This is a genomic window from Streptomyces sp. NPDC049970, from assembly GCF_040660235.1.
Taxonomy (GTDB): Bacteria; Actinomycetota; Actinomycetes; order Streptomycetales; family Streptomycetaceae; genus Streptomyces.
Genome location: NZ_JBFALP010000001.1, coordinates 125,230 through 140,932, shown reverse-complemented (window position 1 = coordinate 140,932; position 15,703 = coordinate 125,230). Strand labels below are relative to the sequence as shown.

Genomic DNA, 15,703 nt, shown 5'->3' with positions numbered 1-15,703 from the left:
TGCCGGGGGCCCGGCGAGCACCGCCGGCCGGTGCCGGGTGGCGGAGACGGGTGGGAGAGAGTCGCGTGGCTGGGTACGTACGAGACCATGACGCCCACCGCCACGTACCGGCTGCAGCTCCAACCGGACTTCCCCTTCGCCGCCGCGGCGGACGCCGTGCCGTATCTCGCCTCGCTCGGCGTCTCGCATCTGCACCTGTCGCCCGTCCTGGAGGCAGTGCCCGGCTCCGGGCACGGCTACGACGTCGTCGACCACGGCAGGGTGCGGGCCGAGCTCGGCGGTGAGGAGGGGCTGCGGCAGCTCTCCGCCACGGCACGCGCCCACGGCCTGGGGCTGGTCGTGGACATCGTGCCCAACCACATGGCTGCCGCCCCCCGGCACAACCTGGCGCTGTGGGAGGTGCTGCGGGAGGGGCCGGATTCGCCGTACGCCCGCTGGTTCGACATCGACTGGGCGGCCGGCGGCGGGAGGATCCTGCTGCCCGTGCTCGCCGGACGCGTCGGTGAGGAGAGCGCCGGCTTCGAGACCGCCGCCAGGGACGACGGCACGCCTGTGCTGCGCTACGGCGACCTGGAGTTCCCGCTGCGCGAGGGCACGGCGGAACTCCCGCTGCCCGAGCTCCTGGCCGCCCAGCACTACCGCCTCGCATGGTGGCGGCTGGCCAGGACCGAGCTGAACTACCGGCGCTTCTTCACCATCTCCGAGCTGATCGGTGTCCGGGTGGAGCACCCCGAGGTCTTCGCCGCCACCCACGGCAAGATCCTCGAACTGGTCCGCGACGGGGTGGTCGACGGGCTGCGCATCGACCATCCGGACGGGCTGGCCGATCCCGCGGCGTACCTCGGCCGGCTGGGCGAGGAGACCGGTGGGCGGTGGACCGTGGTGGAGAAGATCCTCACCGGTTCCGAGACCCTGCCCGCGGGCTGGGCGGTCGCGGGGACGACCGGGTACGACGCGCTGCACAGGATCGACGGGCTGTTCACGGACCCGATGGGCGCGGCGGACCTGCTCGGCCGCTACCGGGACTTCGCGGGCCCTCCCGGGGATCGCGGCGGCTACTGGACCGCCACCGTCCGCAGGGCGGCGTACCGCGTGGTCACCCATGAACTGGCCGCCGAGACGGAGTGGCTGACGCGTCTGGCGGTCCAGGTCTGCGCGGAGGATCCGGCCCTGCGTGACCACGCCCCGTGGGCGCTGCGCACGGCGGTGCGCGAGCTGCTGGTACGGGTCCCGGTCTACCGGCCGTACGTCACGGCGGGCGGCCCGCTCACGGAGGTCGCGGAGTCGGCGCTCCCGGCCGAGGCGGTGCGGGACGCCAAGGCGGTGTTCTCCGTCCCCCAGGAGGCGGAGGCCGTGGACGTGGTGCGCGACCTCGCGCTGGGCCGCCTCGGCGCCGGGCCCGGGCAGGCGGCGTTCTGCGCCCGGTTCGCGCAGACGGCGTCCGCGCTGCACGCCAAGTCGGTGGAGGACACGGCGTTCTACCGTTACGTCCCGCTGATCTCGGCGACCGAGGTGGGCGGCGACCCGGGGCAGCCGGCGGTGAGCCCGGAGGAGTTCCACGCCTTCGGCGCCCGGATCGGCCGGGACTGGCCGGGCACCGGCACGGTGCTGACCACGCATGACACCAAACGCAGCGGGGACATGCGGGCCCGGATCGCGGTCCTGTCCGAGTGCCCCGAGCGGTGGTCGTCTTTGGTGGCGCGGCTGTCCACGGCGACGTCCGTGCCGGCTCCGGACCCGCAGCTGGCCTGGCAGGCCTGGCAGTCGGCGTACGGTTGCGCGGCGATGCCCGCCGGTGAGACGGCGGGCAGGCTGGAGCCCGCGCTGCTGAAGTCCGTGCGCGAGGCGGGGCTGTTCACCAGTTGGACCGAACCGGATCCGGCGTACGAGCGTGCGGTGACCGACTTCGTCGCGGCGGGTCCGGGCGGTGAGGCGGGTGAGGCGCGGGAGCTGATGACCCGGTTCGCGGACGCACTCGCCCCCTTCGTGCGGGCCAACGTGCTGGGTGCGGCGCTGGTGCATCTGACGATGCCGGGTGTGCCCGATCTGTACCAGGGCACGGAACGGGAGTACATCGCACTGGTGGACCCGGACAACCGGCGGCCGTTCAGCAGGCCCCCCGAGGGCGACGACGAGAAGGCGGCCCTGACCACGGCAGCGCTGCACCTGCGCCGGGAGCGCCCGGAGGTCTTCGGCGGGGCGGGCACGTATGTCCCGCTGACGGCGCGGGGCACGGCTGCCGCACACTGCCTGGCGTTCTGCCGGTCCGGCGAGGTGGTCACGGCGGTGACGCGGCTGGCGCTGCGGCTGGACGAGGAGGGCGGCTGGCGCGACACCGTGCTGTCCCTGCCGGACGAGGGACCGTGGACCGATCTGCTGTCGCCGGGTTCGGAGTTCACCGGTCCCGGGGTCGCCGTGGCGGGGCTCTTCGCGCGGCGGCCGGTGGCACTGCTCGTGAGGGCGGCGCCGGGGCAGGGGTGAAGGACGGCCGTGGGAGCGGTCAGGCCGGGGGTACGGGCGGTGACGCCGTGAGCCGGAAGGTCATCCGGCCGAAGCTCACCTGGTCACCGTCGCGCACCCCGACCGATCCGACGACGCGCTGCCCGTTGACGCACGTGCCGTTCGTCGAGCCGAGGTCGCGGAGGATCCACCGGCTGCCGTGCGCGGACAGTTCGGCGTGCAGCCGCGACACCGTCTCGTGGCTGAGCCGTAGTCCGTTGCCGGGGTCACGGCCGATGAGCAGGGGGTGTGGGCCCGGCACCGGCAGCAGGAGCCTGGGCAGCCGCTCGGACTGCCAGGCCCTGCGCACCCGGGCCGGGAAGGCGGAGACGCCGCCCACCGCGCGGAACAGGCCCCGGGACCAGCGCCCGCCCGGGTCCAGGTCCGATGTGAGGGCGACGAGTTCCTCGGGGCGTCTGGCGACCAGGGCGAGTTCCATGCGCCGCAGGAACGTGTCGTGGGAGAGCTTGCCCTGGGCGGCGCCGTCTCTGAGTACACCGAGAACACGGTCGCGCTGGGCGTCCGACAGCCGCGCGGGATGCGTGGAGGACTCGAAGGAGGACGTCACAGCAACGATTGTCGGGCCGACGGGCCCGGGGTGTCCAGACGATGCCCGTTTCCGGCCTCCCCGACCTGTGCGGCAGCGGGCGGCTGCCATCCGGGAACACCCCCGCCCGGTGTGGGCGCAGCTCCCCGCGCGCCGGCCGTGCGCTGCGCGCTGATCACGTCGCGGTACCAGGCGTAGGACTCCTTGGGGGTGCGCCGCAGCGTCTCGTAGTCGATGTGGACCAGGCCGAACCGCTTGCTCGCGCCTTCGGTCCACTCGACGTTGTCGGTCAGTGACCAGGTGAAGTAGCCGCGTACGTCGACGCCCGCGTCGATGGCCGTCCGCAGCGCCTCCAGGTGCCCTTGGAGGAAGGCGATGCGGCGGCCGTCGGCGAGGGGCTCGTCGACGGCGCAGCCGTTCTCCGTGATGTAGACGGGCGGCAGCCGGTCGCCGAAGCGGTCACGCAGCCCGCCGAGCGTCTCGGCGAGTCCTTCGGGGACGACGGGCCAGCCGAAGTCGGTGGTGTCGTACCCCTCGATCTCCCTGATGCCGAACGGCAGCCCCTCCGGCATGGAGTAGCCGGAGAACGAGTCGAGCGCCTCGGGCCGCGGGGCGCCGACGAGGGTCGGGTTGTAGTAGTTGACGCCGTACCAGTCGAGGGGGGCGGAGATTACCTTGAGGTCGTCCTCGACCGGGCCGGGCATCAGGGCGGCGAAGGCTTCGTCGGGATAGCGGCCGGTGAGGACCGGGTCGGCGAACAGCCAGTTGGTCAGGGTGTCGTAGAGCTCCGCGCCCGTGCGGTCCTCGTCCGACTCCCCCGCCGTCCAGACGGGCGAGTGGGAGAGCGCGATGCCGATGTTGTCCGCACCGGCGGCACGCAGCGCCCGTACGGCCAGGCCGTGTGCGAGGAGCTGGTGGTGGGCGGCGGGCAGGGCGTCGAAGAGGAGGGTGCGGCCGGGGGCGTGCTCGCCGAGCGCGTAGCCGAGCATGGTCACCTCGGCCGGTTCGTTGATGGTGATCCACATCGGTACGCGGTCGGCGAGCCGCTCGGCGACGATGCCCGCGTACTCGGCGAAGCGGTAGGCGGTGTCCCGGTTGAGCCAGCCGCCCGCCTCGTCCAGCGGGAGCGGGGTGTCCCAGTGGTAGAGGGTCGGTGCCGGGGTGATGCCGTTGGCGCAGAGTTCGTCGACGAGCCGGTCGTAGAAGTCCAGTCCGGCGGGGTTGAGCGAGCCGCTTCCGCCGGGGACGACCCGGGGCCAGCTGATGGAGAAGCGGAACGCGTCGGCGCCCAGTCCGGCGAGCAGGGCCACGTCCTCGCGGTAGTGCTCGTGGAAGCCGGTGCCGCGGGTGGTGTCGGTGCCGTCCTTGATGCGGCCGGGCTGCGCGGCGAAGGCGTCCCAGCCGGAGAGCCCTTTGCCGTCGGCGTCGAAGGCCCCTTCCGTCTGGAAAGCGGAGGCGGAGGCGCCCCACAGGAAACCGGGTGGGAACGTCGGCACGGTCATCTCGGCCTCCAGCAGCCGTAAGAGGGACCTCGTATTACTGCCCGGGCTCGCCGCGAATGAGCAGAACCCGGAAGGGCAATGATCAGGACCAGACCCTAACGGCCAGTTGTGGGCTCGCTCCAGTGTCCCGGGGCCGTGCGTGCGGATTACGCCGATCATGGGGCCTCCGGTGAGGCGTCAGGTTCATGGACGAGGAGTGGTGAATGCGGTTCGAGGTGTGGGCCCCCGAGGCCGGGTCCGTGGCCCTGTGCACGGCGGGCGGGCGGGTCCCGATGGGGCGCGACCCGCTGCGGGCCGGCTGGTGGACCGCCGAGGCGGAGGCCGCGGACGGCGACCGGTACGGCTTCTCGCTCGACGACGGCCCGGTGCTGCCCGATCCGCGCTCGCGGCGGCAGCCGGACGGGCCCGACGGCGAGAGCGCGGTCGTCGACCAGGACGCCTACGCCTGGCGGACGACGTGGGCGGGGCGCGGCCTGCCCGGCGCCGTCCTGTACGAACTGCACATCGGCACGTTCACGGACGCGGGCACCTTCGACGCCGCGGCCGAGCGGCTCGGCGACCTCGTGGACCTCGGCATCACCCATGTGTCCGTGATGCCCGTCTGCCCGTTCCCCGGAACCCACGGGTGGGGGTACGAGGGAGTGTCCCTGTGGGCGGTGCACGAGCCGTACGGCGGGCCGGAAGGACTGAAGCGTTTCGTCGACACGGCGCACGGGCTCGGTCTCGCGGTCGTCCTGGACGTGGTCCACAACCACCTCGGCCCGTCGGGCAACCACCTGCCGGCCTTCGGCCCGTACTTCACCGACACGCACCACACCCCCTGGGGCTCGGCCGTCAATCTGGACGCGCCGGGTTCGGACGAGGTGCGCGCCTACCTGCTGGGCAGCGCGCTCGCCTGGCTGCGGGACCACCGTCTGGACGGGTTGCGCCTGGACGCCGTGCACGCGCTGGCCGACGGCCGGGCCCTCACCTTCCTCGAGGAGCTCTCCACGGCTGTCGACGCACTCGCCTCGGAGCTCGGCCGGCCGCTCGTCCTGATCGCGGAGTCCGACCTCTGCGACCCCCGGACGACGACGCCGCGCTCGGAGGGCGGCCTCGGTCTGCACGCCCAGTGGAACGACGACTTCCACCACGGCCTGCACACCGCGCTCACCGGCGAGTCCCAGGGCTACTACGCCGACTTCGCGACCGCACCGCTGGCCGCCCTCGCCAAGACCCTGACCAGCGCCTTCTTCCACGACGGTACGTACTCCAGCTTCCGGGGCCGCGCACACGGCCGCCGCGTCGACGTGTCCCGGGTGCCCGCCCACCGCTTCGTCGGATACGCCCAGACCCACGACCAGATCGGCAACCGCGCCCTCGGGGACCGGCTCTCCGCCGGACTCTCCCCGGGCCTCCAGGCGTGTGCGGCGGCGCTCGTGCTCACCGGCCCGTTCGTCCCCATGCTGTTCATGGGCGAGGAGTGGGGCGCACGGACCCCGTGGCAGTTCTTCACCGACCACACCGATCCGGAGCTCGCACGCGCCGTACGCGACGGACGGCGCCGGGAGTTCGCGGCGCACGGCTGGGCGGCGGAGGACGTCCCGGACCCGCAGGACCCGGAAACCCGGGCCCGTTCCTGCCTCGACCGGAGCGAACGGGACCGGGAGCCGCACGCCCGGCTGCTGGCCTGGTACCGAGAGCTGATCGCGCTCCGCCACGCCGTGCCCGACCTCTCCGACCCCGATCTCGCCTCGGTGAAGGCGGCGTTCGACGAGGAGGCCCGCTGGCTCGTCTGCCGCAGGGGCGATCTGCGGATCGCGGTCAACCTGTCCGGGAAGCCCGCCGCCATCGCGCTGGGCGCGGGCCGGCACCGGGGCGGCGGGGGCAGGGTGCTGGCCGCCTGGGAGCCGGTGGAGGCTCCGGGCGCCGACGGGCTGCTGCACCTGCCGCCCGAGTCGTGCGTGGTGCTGGCCGACGACTGAACCGGCCCGCTGCCCCACGCCCTGCCCGTACGACGTGCCGCACCGGTTCCGCGACCTCGGGCCGCGGGACCGGTGCGGCGCCGGTCGGGTCCGCTACTCGACGACGGCGAGTTCGCGGGAGGTGGTGTTGAGCCGCCTCCCGCCGTCCCGCGTGACCGTGACGATGTCCTCGATTCGGACGCCGAAGCGGCCCGGGAGGTAGATGCCGGGCTCCACGGAGAAGCACATCCCGGGCACGAGGGGCAGCTCCTCACCCTCGATCATGTACGGCGGTTCGTGGGTGGTGACGCCGATGCCGTGGCCGGTGCGGTGGATGAACCGTTCGCCGTAACCGGACTCGGTGATCACGGCGCGGGCCGCCCGGTCGATCTCCTGGCAGGAGACGCCCGGCCGCACCGCGCGGACGCCCGCCTCCTGCGCCTCCCGTACGACGTCGTGGACCTGCTGCTCCTCGGCGGTGGGTTCACCGACGCTGACCGTGCGGGAGGTGTCGGAGCCGTAGCCGTGCTTGAGCCCGCCGAAGTCCAGGACGACCATGTCACCGGCTCCGATGGTCCGTTCACCCGCCTCGTGGTGGGGGTCGGCGCCGTTCGGCCCGGACCCGACCACGGTGAAGTCGACCTGGGAGTGCCCGTGCTCCAGGAGGAGCCCGGCCAGATCGGCCGCCACCTCGCTCTCCCGCCGCCCGGAGAAGCGGACCTTGAGGATCCGTTCGTACGTCGCGTCGGCGGCGGCGCCTGCCGCCGCGAGCCGGTCGAGCTCGGCGGCGTCCTTGACAGCGCGCAGCATCGGCAGGGCCTCGGTCAGCGAGGCGTAGGAGGTGTCGGGAAGCAGCCCGTGCAGGGCCAGCAGGTGCAACGCCCAGGCGTTGTCGCTGATCCCGAACCTGCCCTTGGCGTCGAGCAGTCCGGCGGTCAGGGCGTACGGGTTCGCGGCGTCGGTCCAGTCCCGAAGGGCCAGGGCGGGGGCGCCGGGCGCCCGACCGGCGTCCGCGGCCTCCAGCGCCGGGACGACGAGGACGGGCTCGTGCCCCGCACGCAGGACGAGCACGGTGAGACGCTCGGTCTCGGCCGTCGGGCGGTACCCGGTGAGATGCACCATGTCGGGGCCCGGGGCCACGAGCACACCGGCGAGGCCCGCGGCGTCCGCGGCCCCGGCCGCGCGGGCCATCCGGTCGCGGTAGTCGTCGGCGGTGAAGGGCACGGGCTGGTCGGGACTGGGCATGGGGACCTCCTGGCGGGAACGCGACGCGGCACCGAGCATCCTGCCCGTCCGCGCCGGTGGACGCGAGCGTGGCGCCGCGCCCGTCCTGCGGCGTGGTGCGGCGGGGTGTCGCGTGGGCCGTGCGGATCAGCTGCGTCGTACGACCAGGTCGGCGCGGTCGCGGTGGCGCTCGACCAGCCTGGCGTTGCGCTCGTCGGAGTCGGCGACCCAACGCTCGGCGTGCGCACGGGACTTGCCGAAGCGCACATGCCGCTCCACGAGTCCGCCGACCCTTTCCCGTGGATCGGCGTCCAGGAACCACACCTCGTCGAGCAGCCCGCGCACCGGCGCCCAGGGACCCTCGTCCAGGAGCAGGTAGTTGCCCTCGGTCACGACGAGCGGGATGCCGGGCGGGACGCGGACGGAGCCGGCGACCGGCTCCTCCAGGGTCCGGTCGAAGGCGGGCGCGTAGACCGGACCGGACTCCGGCGGATGCCTCAGGCGCCGCAGGAGCGCCGCGTATCCGGCGGCGTCGAAGGTGTCGGGAGCGCCCTCGCGCCCCGCACGTCCCAGACGCTCCAGCTCCGCTCCCGCCAGGTGGAATCCGTCCATCGGGACGAGGACGGCGCGCCCTTCGAGCGCGCCGACGATCCGGGCGGCCAGGGTGGACTTGCCGGCGCCGGGTGGTCCCGCGATGCCGAGGATGCGGCGTTCGCCGGTGGCGGCGAGGCCGCGCGCCCGGTCCGCCTGTGCGGCGAAGTCACTCGTGTCCATGGCGGCGATTGTCCTCGCACCGGTCGGCACCAGGTTAGTGTTACGTATAACCAACCCGTTCCGCCACTCCGACGACGAGGATCTCCATGTCCCACATCGCCCTGGTCACGCTGGTCGTCCGCGACTACGACGAAGCCCTGTCCTTCTACACCGGGGCGCTCGGCTTCGAGCTGGTGGAGGACACGGACCGCGGCGACGGCACCCGCTGGATCGTCGTGCGGCCGCGTGGTACGGCGGGTACGGGGCTGCTGCTGGCCCGCGCCAAGGACGACACGCAACTGGCGAGCGTCGGGGCGCAGACGGGCGGCCGGGTCGGCTTCTTCCTGCACACGGAGGACTTCGCGGGCGACCACACCCGGATGCGGGCCGCCGGTGTCCGCTTCCTGGAGGAGCCGCGGCACGAGACGTACGGCTCCGTCGCCGTGTTCGAGGACCTCTACGGCAACCGGTGGGACCTGCTGCAGCCGGCCTGAGTACGCACCGGCCCGGACCCGCGGGACCCGCCGCGGGCCGGAACGCCCCGGCGGACACGCGCCGTCACGCGGGCCCGACGTCCGGGGCCGTGACCGAGGCCCCGCCGCCCTCGCCGCCCGGCCGGGCCGCCGCGAGGAGCGCGTCCAGGACCGGCTTGATCAGCGGGTGCCCCTCGGCACCCTGGCGCACCGCGGCGAAGACACGGCGGGTCGGGGCGACCCCCTCGACCGGCCGTACGACGACACCGCCCAGCTCCGTGCCGCGCAGCGCCGAGCGGGGCACCAGCGCCACTCCGGCGCCCGCCCCGGCCAGGGCTACCACCGCGTGGAAGTCGTCCGACGAGTGCTCCAGGCGGGGCGCGAACCCGGCGTACTCGCAGGCCAGGACCACCACGTCATGGCAGGGGTTGCCGGGATACGGCCCGATCCACGCGTCCTTGGCGAGGTCGGCGACGGCCACCTGCTCCTCGTCGGCGAGGCGGTGGCCTGCCGGGAGCACCGCGTCGAAGGGCTCCGAGTAGAGCGGCACCCGCGTCAGCCGCCGGTCGTCCTCACCGGGCGCGCCCCGGTACTCGACGGCCACCGCCACGTCGGCCTGCCGGTCCAGCACCATGGGCACGCTCGCGTCGCCCTCCGCGTCCTGCACACGGACCCGGATGCCGGGCGCGGAGCGCGCGAGTCCGGCGATGGCGGGGGCGAGGACGAGGCCGATGCCCGTGGCGAACGCCGCGACGGTGACGGTCCCCCCGACGCCCGCGCCGTAGTCGGCGAGTTCCGCCTCCGCCCGCTCCAGCTGGGCGAGGACGGCGTTGGCGTGGGTCAGCAGGATCTCGCCGGCGGCGGTCAGCCGGGCGCCCCGCGCCCCGCGCTCGACCAGGCGGTGGCCGGTCTCCTGCTCGAGTGCGGCGAGCTGCTGGGAGACCGCGGAAGGGGTGAGGTAGAGCGCGGCGGCAGCGGCGGTCACCGTGCGGTGGTCGGCCACCGCACGGAGGATACGCAGCCGCCGTGCATCGATCATGTGCTCATTGTCCCCGGTCGCGGGGGGACGGCTACGCCTCCAGTGCCTTCCGCGCGTCGACGAACGCCTCGACGGCCCGGTCGACGTCCTCGGTGGAGTGGGCGGCGGAGAGCTGGACGCGGATGCGGGCGGCGCCCTGCGGGACCACGGGGTAGGAGAACCCGATCACGTACACCCCGCGCTCCAGGAGCAGCTCCGCCATCCGGCTCGCCTTCGCCGCGTCCCCGATCATCACGGGGGCGATGGCGTGGTCACCGGCGAGGATGTCGAACCCCTCCTCGGCCATCCGGGAGCGGAACAGCGCGGTGTTGGCGTTGAGCCGCTCGCGCAGGTCGCCCGCGGACTCCAGCAGGTCGATGACCTTGAGGGAGGCGGCGGCGATGACCGGGGCGAGGGAGTTGGAGAAGAGGTACGGGCGCGAACGCTGGCGCAGCAGCGCGACGATCTCGGCGCGCGCCGCGACGTAACCGCCCGACGCACCGCCGAGCGCCTTGCCGAGCGTGCCGGTGATGATGTCGACGCGGTCCATGACCCCGTGCAGTTCGGGGGTGCCCCGGCCGCCCGGCCCGACGAATCCGACGGCGTGCGAGTCGTCGACCATGACCATCGCGTCGTACCGGTCGGCGAGGTCGCAGATCTCCGCCAGCGGGGCGACGTAGCCGTCCATGGAGAAGACGCCGTCGGTGACGACGAGGCGGCGGCGCGCCCCGGAGGCGTCCTTGAGCTGCTGCTCCAGGTCCGCCATGTCGCGGTTGGCGTAGCGGTGGCGCTTGGCCTTGGAGAGGCGGATGCCGTCGATGATGGAGGCGTGGTTGAGGGCGTCCGAGATCACCGCGTCCTCGGGGCCCAGCAGCGTCTCGAAGACTCCGCCGTTGGCGTCGAAACAGGAGGAGTAGAGGATCGTGTCCTCCTGGCCGAGGAAGCCCGAGAGCCGCTGCTCCAGCTCCTTGTGGACCTCCTGGGTGCCGCAGATGAAACGTACGGACGCCAGGCCGTAGCCCCAGCGGTCCAGTGCGTCGTGGGCCGCGGCGACGACCTCGGGGTGGTCGGCGAGACCGAGGTAGTTGTTGGCGCAGAAGTTGAGCACCTCACCTGAGGTGACGGTGACGGTGGCGGACTGCGGGGAGCCGATGACCCGCTCGGGCTTCTGGAGCCCGGCGTCGCGGATCTCGTCGAGGGTGGTGCGCAGGTCGTCGCGTACGGAATCGAACATGAAGGGTGTCTCCCAGGTGGTTACGGGGTGCGTACGAGGAGCTTCAGGCGGCCCAGTCGAGCAGTACCTTGCCACCGAGGCCGCTCGCGGCGTCGTCGAACGCGGCTTCGAAGTCGCGGTAGCCGTACCGGCCTGTGATCACCGGGGCGAGGTCGAGCCCGCCTTCCAGCAGTACGGACATGGCGTACCAGGTCTCGTACATCTCGCGGCCGTAGATGCCCTTGATCGTGAGCATCGAGGTGACGATCCGGGACCAGTCGACGGGGAACTCCGCCGCGGGCAGTCCGAGCATCGCGATACGTCCGCCGTGGGTCATGTTGGCGATCATGTCGCGCATGGCCTCGGGGCGTCCCGACATCTCCAGGCCGATGTCGAAGCCCTCGCGCAGGCCGAGTTCGCGCTGGCCGTCGGCGATGGTCCCGGTGCCGACGTTCAGCGCGAGGTTCACCCCGACCTTGCGGGCGATCTCCAGCCGCGCCTCGCTGACGTCGGTGATGACGACGTTGCGGGCACCGGCGTGACGGGCGACGGCGGCGGCCATGATGCCGATCGGACCGGCGCCGGTGATCAGCACGTCCTCACCGACCAGCGGGAAGGACAGCGCGGTGTGCACGGCGTTGCCGAACGGGTCGAAGATCGCGGCGATGTCGAGGTCGACCTTGTCCCGGTGGACCCAGACGTTCGAGGCGGGCAGGGCGAGGTACTCGGCGAACGCACCGTCCCGGCCGACGCCGAGCCCGAGCGTGGAGCGGCACAGGTGCCGACGGCCGGCGAGACAGTTGCGGCACTTCCCGCACACCAGGTGGCCCTCGCCGCTGACCAGGTCGCCGACCTTGATGTCGACGACGTCCGCGCCGATCCCGGCGACCTCGCCGACGAACTCGTGGCCCAGGATCAGCGGGGTGCGCACGGCCTGCTGCGCCCAGCCGTCGTAGTCGCGGATGTGCAGGTCGGTGCCGCAGATCCCGGTACGGAGGACCTTGATCAGCACGTCCCCGGGGCCGGTCTCGGGCTCCGGCACGTCCATCAGCAGGAGTCCGGGCTCGGCCTTGTGCTTCACGAGTGCCTTCACGGGTGCGGCTCCCTGTCCTGGTGCATGGTGAGTACCCCGGACGGAGGCACGGCCAAGGCGGCCTTCGGCCCGGGGTGGCTGGGGGGTCACGACGGACGGGGCGGACCGTGAGGCCTGCCGACGGGCTGTCCGCCGTCATGACGAATGTGCCGTACGCAGGGCCTCAGGTCCATCGAGGATTTCTTAAGCGAGGGCGTAGATCGACTTCAGGCCGTGATCCCGAGCGAGGCCGTGGATCAGCCTCGGGCCGTGGTCCGGAGGGCGCCGAGGGGTGGCCGCGGGGGCCGGGCCGGGGCCTCGGGAGCAGGGGGCGGGACCGGGGCCTCAGGAGCGGGGCCGGGGCCAGGGCCGGCCGTCGAGGTCCTCGATGTCACCGTTGAAGCGCTTGAGGTACGCGGCGAAGCCGGCGACCTCGTCAGGGGCCCAGCCGGCCATCACCTGGTCGAGACCGCTGATGTTCTCCGCGCGCTCGGCGTCGAGGCTGCCCTCGCCCTGCTCCGTGATGCGGAACTTCCGGGCGATGCCGCCGGCGGGATCCGGGATCCGCTCGACGAGCCCGGCCCGCAGCATCGCGGCGGTCTGCCGGTTCAGGGTGGAGGCGTCGAGCCCGAACGCCTCGCTGAGCTGCCCGATGGACATCGGGCCCTCCATCCGGATCCGGCTGAGCAGGGTGTACGCACTGCGGTCGAGGCATCCGCCGCCCCTGCGGGACCGGGGAGCGCCCAGCTGAAGGTGCCGCCCGAGCAGCATGGTCTCGAACTCGATCAGATGCGTGGGCTTGTCCATGGTCCTTCTCTCGACCGCCTTCGCGACGCTTCGGGGCTCTTCGGGGCCCTTCGGGGCTCTCAACTGCACGTATACCACCCCTGTGAGCCCTCACCCCAGGTGCGCCGGAGCCACTCTCCCCGACCGCGTACCACCCGACACCGCATTTAAGTATGTTGACATAGCTATCATCCGGTACCTATGCTGCCGGCGTGCCCGACTCCACCGCGCCCGACCAGGACATCGACCACGTCGCCTCCGTGCTCGTGGCCTTCCTGCCCGCGCTGCACCGGGGTCTGGAGCGGCAGGTCGCGCACGGATTCCCTCACCCCCGGCTTCCGGACGGCCAGTTGGCGCTGCTGTTCCTGGTCGAGGAGCGTGCGGGGATCACGGTGCGCGAGTCGGCAGACGCCCTGCTCATGAAGCCGAACAACGTCAGCGCGCTGGTCTCCCAGCTCACCGAGCAGGGGCTGCTGGAACGCAGGCAGGACACGGCCGACAAGCGGGTCGCCCACCTGTACCCGACGGCCACGGCCCGGGAGCGGCTCGCCCAGGCGCGGACGCTCAAGGAGACGCACCTCGCCCGCGCCCTGCACACCCTCACCGAGGGTGAGCTGGACGCCCTCGGCGCGGCTCTGGGTGCACTGTCCTCCCTGAACCGGAACCTCCACTCCGCCGCCGGCTGACCTCCCGCCGAGCCCTCAGCACATCCCTGCGGCCCGGCCGCCGCACCCGCGTGCCGCGGCCCGTCCCACCGGTGCGCGCCGTTCCACTCCCGCACGCCTCCACGCTTCCGTCTCCCCTGATCCAGGGCCTCCCCCGATCAAGCAGTTCACAGACAAGGCTTCCGCATGTCCTCCACCACCGTGGACACCTCCTCCCCGCCCGAGACCAGCCCGGCCGACGCCCCCAGGGGCAGGCGTACCAACCCCTGGCTGACCCTCGTCGCCGTCGCCATCGGCCTGTTCATGGTCAATCTCGACGCCTCCGTCGTCGCGATCGCGAACCCCGAGATCGGCCGCGACCTCGACGCGTCCACCGCGGACCTCCAGTGGGTCACCAACGCCTACCTCATCGCCATGGCGGCCCTGCTGATCCTCGGCGGCAAGCTCGGTGACCGCCTGGGCCGGCACACGGTCTACATGGTCGGCACCGTCGGCTTCACGCTGGCCTCGGTGGCCATCGGCCTCTCAGGTTCGATCGAGGGGGTCATCGCCTTCCGTGCCGTGCAGGGCCTCTTCGCCGCGCTGCTGATCCCCAACACGCTGGGGCTGCTGCGCGCGGTCTTCCCGCCCCACAGGTTCGGCACGGCCGTCGGCCTGTGGGCGATGGTGGCGTCCTGCTCCACCGCACTCGGGCCGATCGTCGGCGGGCTGCTCATCGAGCACGTCGGCTGGGAGTCGGTCTTCTACATCAACGCCCCCATCGGCGTCGTGGCCCTGGTGATCAGCCTGCTCGTGCTCCCGAAGAGCAAGGACTCCACCGGCCACCACCGCTTCGACGTACCCGGCGTGATCCTGCTGGCGCTCGGTCTGGTGGCCCTGGTCTTCGGCGTGGTCAAGGGCGAGACCTGGGGCTGGACGTCCGCCGGAACACTGGGTTCGGTCGTCGCGGGCCTGGTCGTGCTGACCGTCTTCGGCTGGTACGAGACGCGTCTGCGGCACCCGCTGCTGCCGATGCGCCTCTTCCGCGACCGGTCGCTGACCATCGGCACGATCGTCACCGCGATCAACTTCTTCGTGCTGCTCGGCGTCATCTTCTTCCTGATGCTGTACCTGCAGAACGTGCGCGGCTTCAGCCCCGTCGAGTCCGGCGTCCGCACCCTGCCGCTCAGCCTCGCCACCGTCGTGGCCGCACCTCTGGGGGCCGCCCTGACCCAGCGTTTCGGCCCGCGGCTGACCATGCCGGCCGGCATGGTCCTCCAGGCCGCCGCCTCCCTGTGGATGCTCACCTGGGACGCCGGTTCCCCGTACGCCGCCCTGTGGCCGCCGTTCCTGGCCATCGGGCTGGGCGTGGGCATGGTGATGTCCGCGTCCTCCGACGCCATCGTCGGCAACGCCCCGAAGAGGGACGGCGGGGTGGCGGGAGGCCTGCAGGCCACGTCGCTGCAGGTCGGCGGGGCGCTCGGCACCTCCGTGCTGGTTTCCCTGATCAGCGGCAAGGTCAGCTCCACCCTCACAGGCGAACTGACCTCCGCGGGTGTTCCGGCGGGGGCCGCGGCGGGCTTCCGGAAGGCGGAGGACGCTGTGGCCATGGGCGTCGCCCCCGTCACGGACGACATGCCGGCCCAACTGCGGGCCGCTGTCGTGGAGGGCAGCGGCAACGCGTTCATGAACGGCGTGCACAGCGCCGCACTCGTCACGGCAGTCCTCTGTGTCGCGGGGGCGCTCCTGGCCGGATTCGGCATGCGCCGCGCCACCGGGCCGACCGACGTACGTAGTTGACGTCTCGTCAAGTGCGGCCGGGAGAAGGTCAGCGCGGGGAACGCGCCCGCCACCCGGCCGGACCGGCCCGCTCCCGCGGACCCCGGGGGCCTCGCCCTGCGCGGCCCGGACCGGCGCGGCTCCGCGGCGGCCCGGGCCGCCGCCGCCCTCGCGCTCCACCGCTCCCGCGTGGAGCGGTCCCCGGTCATACGTCCAACGTGTGGCGTCGTCGTACGGCGCGCGGCCCGAC

Annotated in this window: 13 protein-coding genes; 5 read left to right on the top strand and 8 right to left on the bottom strand. The window is 72.9% G+C overall.

Translation table 11 applies throughout. From position 1 onward, the window contains the following. Nucleotides 1-87 precede the first annotated feature (87 nt). Nucleotides 88-2,481, top strand: a complete 2,394-nt coding sequence (gene treY / locus AB0I83_RS00520; protein ID WP_363303052.1) for a malto-oligosyltrehalose synthase — start codon at nucleotides 88-90, stop codon at nucleotides 2,479-2,481. A gap of 19 nt (nucleotides 2,482-2,500) precedes the next feature. Here the strand turns inward: treY and AB0I83_RS00515 are convergent, their stop codons facing one another. Continuing rightward, nucleotides 2,501-3,067 carry a DUF1707 and FHA domain-containing protein gene (locus AB0I83_RS00515; protein WP_363303051.1) on the bottom strand — a complete coding sequence of 189 codons (567 nt, stop codon included), beginning with the start codon at nucleotides 3,065-3,067 and terminating at the stop codon, nucleotides 2,501-2,503. Continuing rightward, nucleotides 3,064-4,548, bottom strand: a complete 1,485-nt coding sequence (locus AB0I83_RS00510) for a GH1 family beta-glucosidase (protein ID WP_363303050.1) — start codon at nucleotides 4,546-4,548, stop codon at nucleotides 3,064-3,066. The genes AB0I83_RS00515 and AB0I83_RS00510 overlap by 4 nt, the downstream gene beginning before the upstream one ends. 203 nt (nucleotides 4,549-4,751) lie before the next feature. Between AB0I83_RS00510 and treZ the strand changes: the two genes are divergently transcribed. Beyond that, the gene (treZ, locus tag AB0I83_RS00505; protein WP_363303049.1) at nucleotides 4,752-6,512 is read left to right on the top strand and encodes a malto-oligosyltrehalose trehalohydrolase; all 1,761 of its coding nucleotides are present in this window, start codon (nucleotides 4,752-4,754) and stop codon (nucleotides 6,510-6,512) included. Nucleotides 6,513-6,605: 93 nt separating this feature from the next. Here treZ and AB0I83_RS00500 read toward each other — a convergent pair whose 3' ends face one another. Both AB0I83_RS00500 and AB0I83_RS00495 read right to left on the bottom strand, forming a co-directional pair. Continuing rightward, on the bottom strand, nucleotides 6,606-7,736 hold the full coding sequence (locus tag AB0I83_RS00500; RefSeq protein ID WP_363303048.1) for an aminopeptidase P family protein: 1,131 nt from the start codon (nucleotides 7,734-7,736) through the stop codon (nucleotides 6,606-6,608). Between the two features lie 126 nt (nucleotides 7,737-7,862). Further along, on the bottom strand, nucleotides 7,863-8,489 hold the full coding sequence (locus AB0I83_RS00495; protein WP_363303047.1) for a nucleoside/nucleotide kinase family protein: 627 nt from the start codon (nucleotides 8,487-8,489) through the stop codon (nucleotides 7,863-7,865). Nucleotides 8,490-8,575: 86 nt separating this feature from the next. Between AB0I83_RS00495 and AB0I83_RS00490 the strand changes: the two genes are divergently transcribed. Beyond that, a complete protein-coding gene (locus tag AB0I83_RS00490) occupies nucleotides 8,576-8,962 on the top strand; it encodes a VOC family protein (protein ID WP_356842349.1) in 387 nt (128 codons plus the stop codon). A gap of 64 nt (nucleotides 8,963-9,026) precedes the next feature. Here AB0I83_RS00490 and AB0I83_RS00485 read toward each other — a convergent pair whose 3' ends face one another. The 4 genes from AB0I83_RS00485 to AB0I83_RS00470 form a co-directional block, all read right to left on the bottom strand. Further along, entirely contained in the window at nucleotides 9,027-9,980 is a 954-nt protein-coding gene (locus tag AB0I83_RS00485) for a LysR family transcriptional regulator (RefSeq protein WP_356534381.1), read from the bottom strand. Nucleotides 9,981-10,011: 31 nt separating this feature from the next. Beyond that, on the bottom strand, nucleotides 10,012-11,193 hold the full coding sequence (locus AB0I83_RS00480) for a glycine C-acetyltransferase (RefSeq protein ID WP_356534383.1): 1,182 nt from the start codon (nucleotides 11,191-11,193) through the stop codon (nucleotides 10,012-10,014). 43 nt (nucleotides 11,194-11,236) lie between these two features. Beyond that, nucleotides 11,237-12,265 carry an L-threonine 3-dehydrogenase gene (tdh, locus tag AB0I83_RS00475; RefSeq protein WP_356534384.1) on the bottom strand — a complete coding sequence of 343 codons (1,029 nt, stop codon included), beginning with the start codon at nucleotides 12,263-12,265 and terminating at the stop codon, nucleotides 11,237-11,239. A 324-nt stretch (nucleotides 12,266-12,589) separates the two neighbouring features. Beyond that, nucleotides 12,590-13,051: a MarR family transcriptional regulator gene (locus tag AB0I83_RS00470; protein ID WP_363303046.1), complete on the bottom strand. Its 462-nt coding sequence runs from the start codon at nucleotides 13,049-13,051 to the stop codon at nucleotides 12,590-12,592. Nucleotides 13,052-13,242: 191 nt separating this feature from the next. Here AB0I83_RS00470 and AB0I83_RS00465 point away from each other — a divergent pair, with 191 nt between their 5' ends. After that, on the top strand, nucleotides 13,243-13,716 hold the full coding sequence (locus AB0I83_RS00465; RefSeq protein WP_356534388.1) for a MarR family transcriptional regulator: 474 nt from the start codon (nucleotides 13,243-13,245) through the stop codon (nucleotides 13,714-13,716). 165 nt (nucleotides 13,717-13,881) lie between these two features. Beyond that, nucleotides 13,882-15,474 carry an MFS transporter gene (locus AB0I83_RS00460; RefSeq protein WP_363303045.1) on the top strand — a complete coding sequence of 531 codons (1,593 nt, stop codon included), beginning with the start codon at nucleotides 13,882-13,884 and terminating at the stop codon, nucleotides 15,472-15,474. Nucleotides 15,475-15,703 lie beyond the last annotated feature (229 nt).

Coding starts and splice junctions, on each gene's coding strand:
- treY (WP_363303052.1), top strand. CDS start 88: ATGACGCCCACCGCCACGTACCGGCTGCAGCTCCAACCGGACTTCCCC.
- AB0I83_RS00510 (WP_363303050.1), bottom strand. CDS start 4,548: ATGACCGTGCCGACGTTCCCACCCGGTTTCCTGTGGGGCGCCTCCGCC.
- treZ (WP_363303049.1), top strand. CDS start 4,752: ATGCGGTTCGAGGTGTGGGCCCCCGAGGCCGGGTCCGTGGCCCTGTGC.
- AB0I83_RS00500 (WP_363303048.1), bottom strand. CDS start 7,736: ATGCCCAGTCCCGACCAGCCCGTGCCCTTCACCGCCGACGACTACCGC.
- AB0I83_RS00495 (WP_363303047.1), bottom strand. CDS start 8,489: ATGGACACGAGTGACTTCGCCGCACAGGCGGACCGGGCGCGCGGCCTC.
- AB0I83_RS00490 (WP_356842349.1), top strand. CDS start 8,576: ATGTCCCACATCGCCCTGGTCACGCTGGTCGTCCGCGACTACGACGAA.
- AB0I83_RS00485 (WP_356534381.1), bottom strand. CDS start 9,980: ATGATCGATGCACGGCGGCTGCGTATCCTCCGTGCGGTGGCCGACCAC.
- AB0I83_RS00480 (WP_356534383.1), bottom strand. CDS start 11,193: ATGTTCGATTCCGTACGCGACGACCTGCGCACCACCCTCGACGAGATC.
- AB0I83_RS00470 (WP_363303046.1), bottom strand. CDS start 13,051: ATGGACAAGCCCACGCATCTGATCGAGTTCGAGACCATGCTGCTCGGG.
- AB0I83_RS00460 (WP_363303045.1), top strand. CDS start 13,882: ATGTCCTCCACCACCGTGGACACCTCCTCCCCGCCCGAGACCAGCCCG.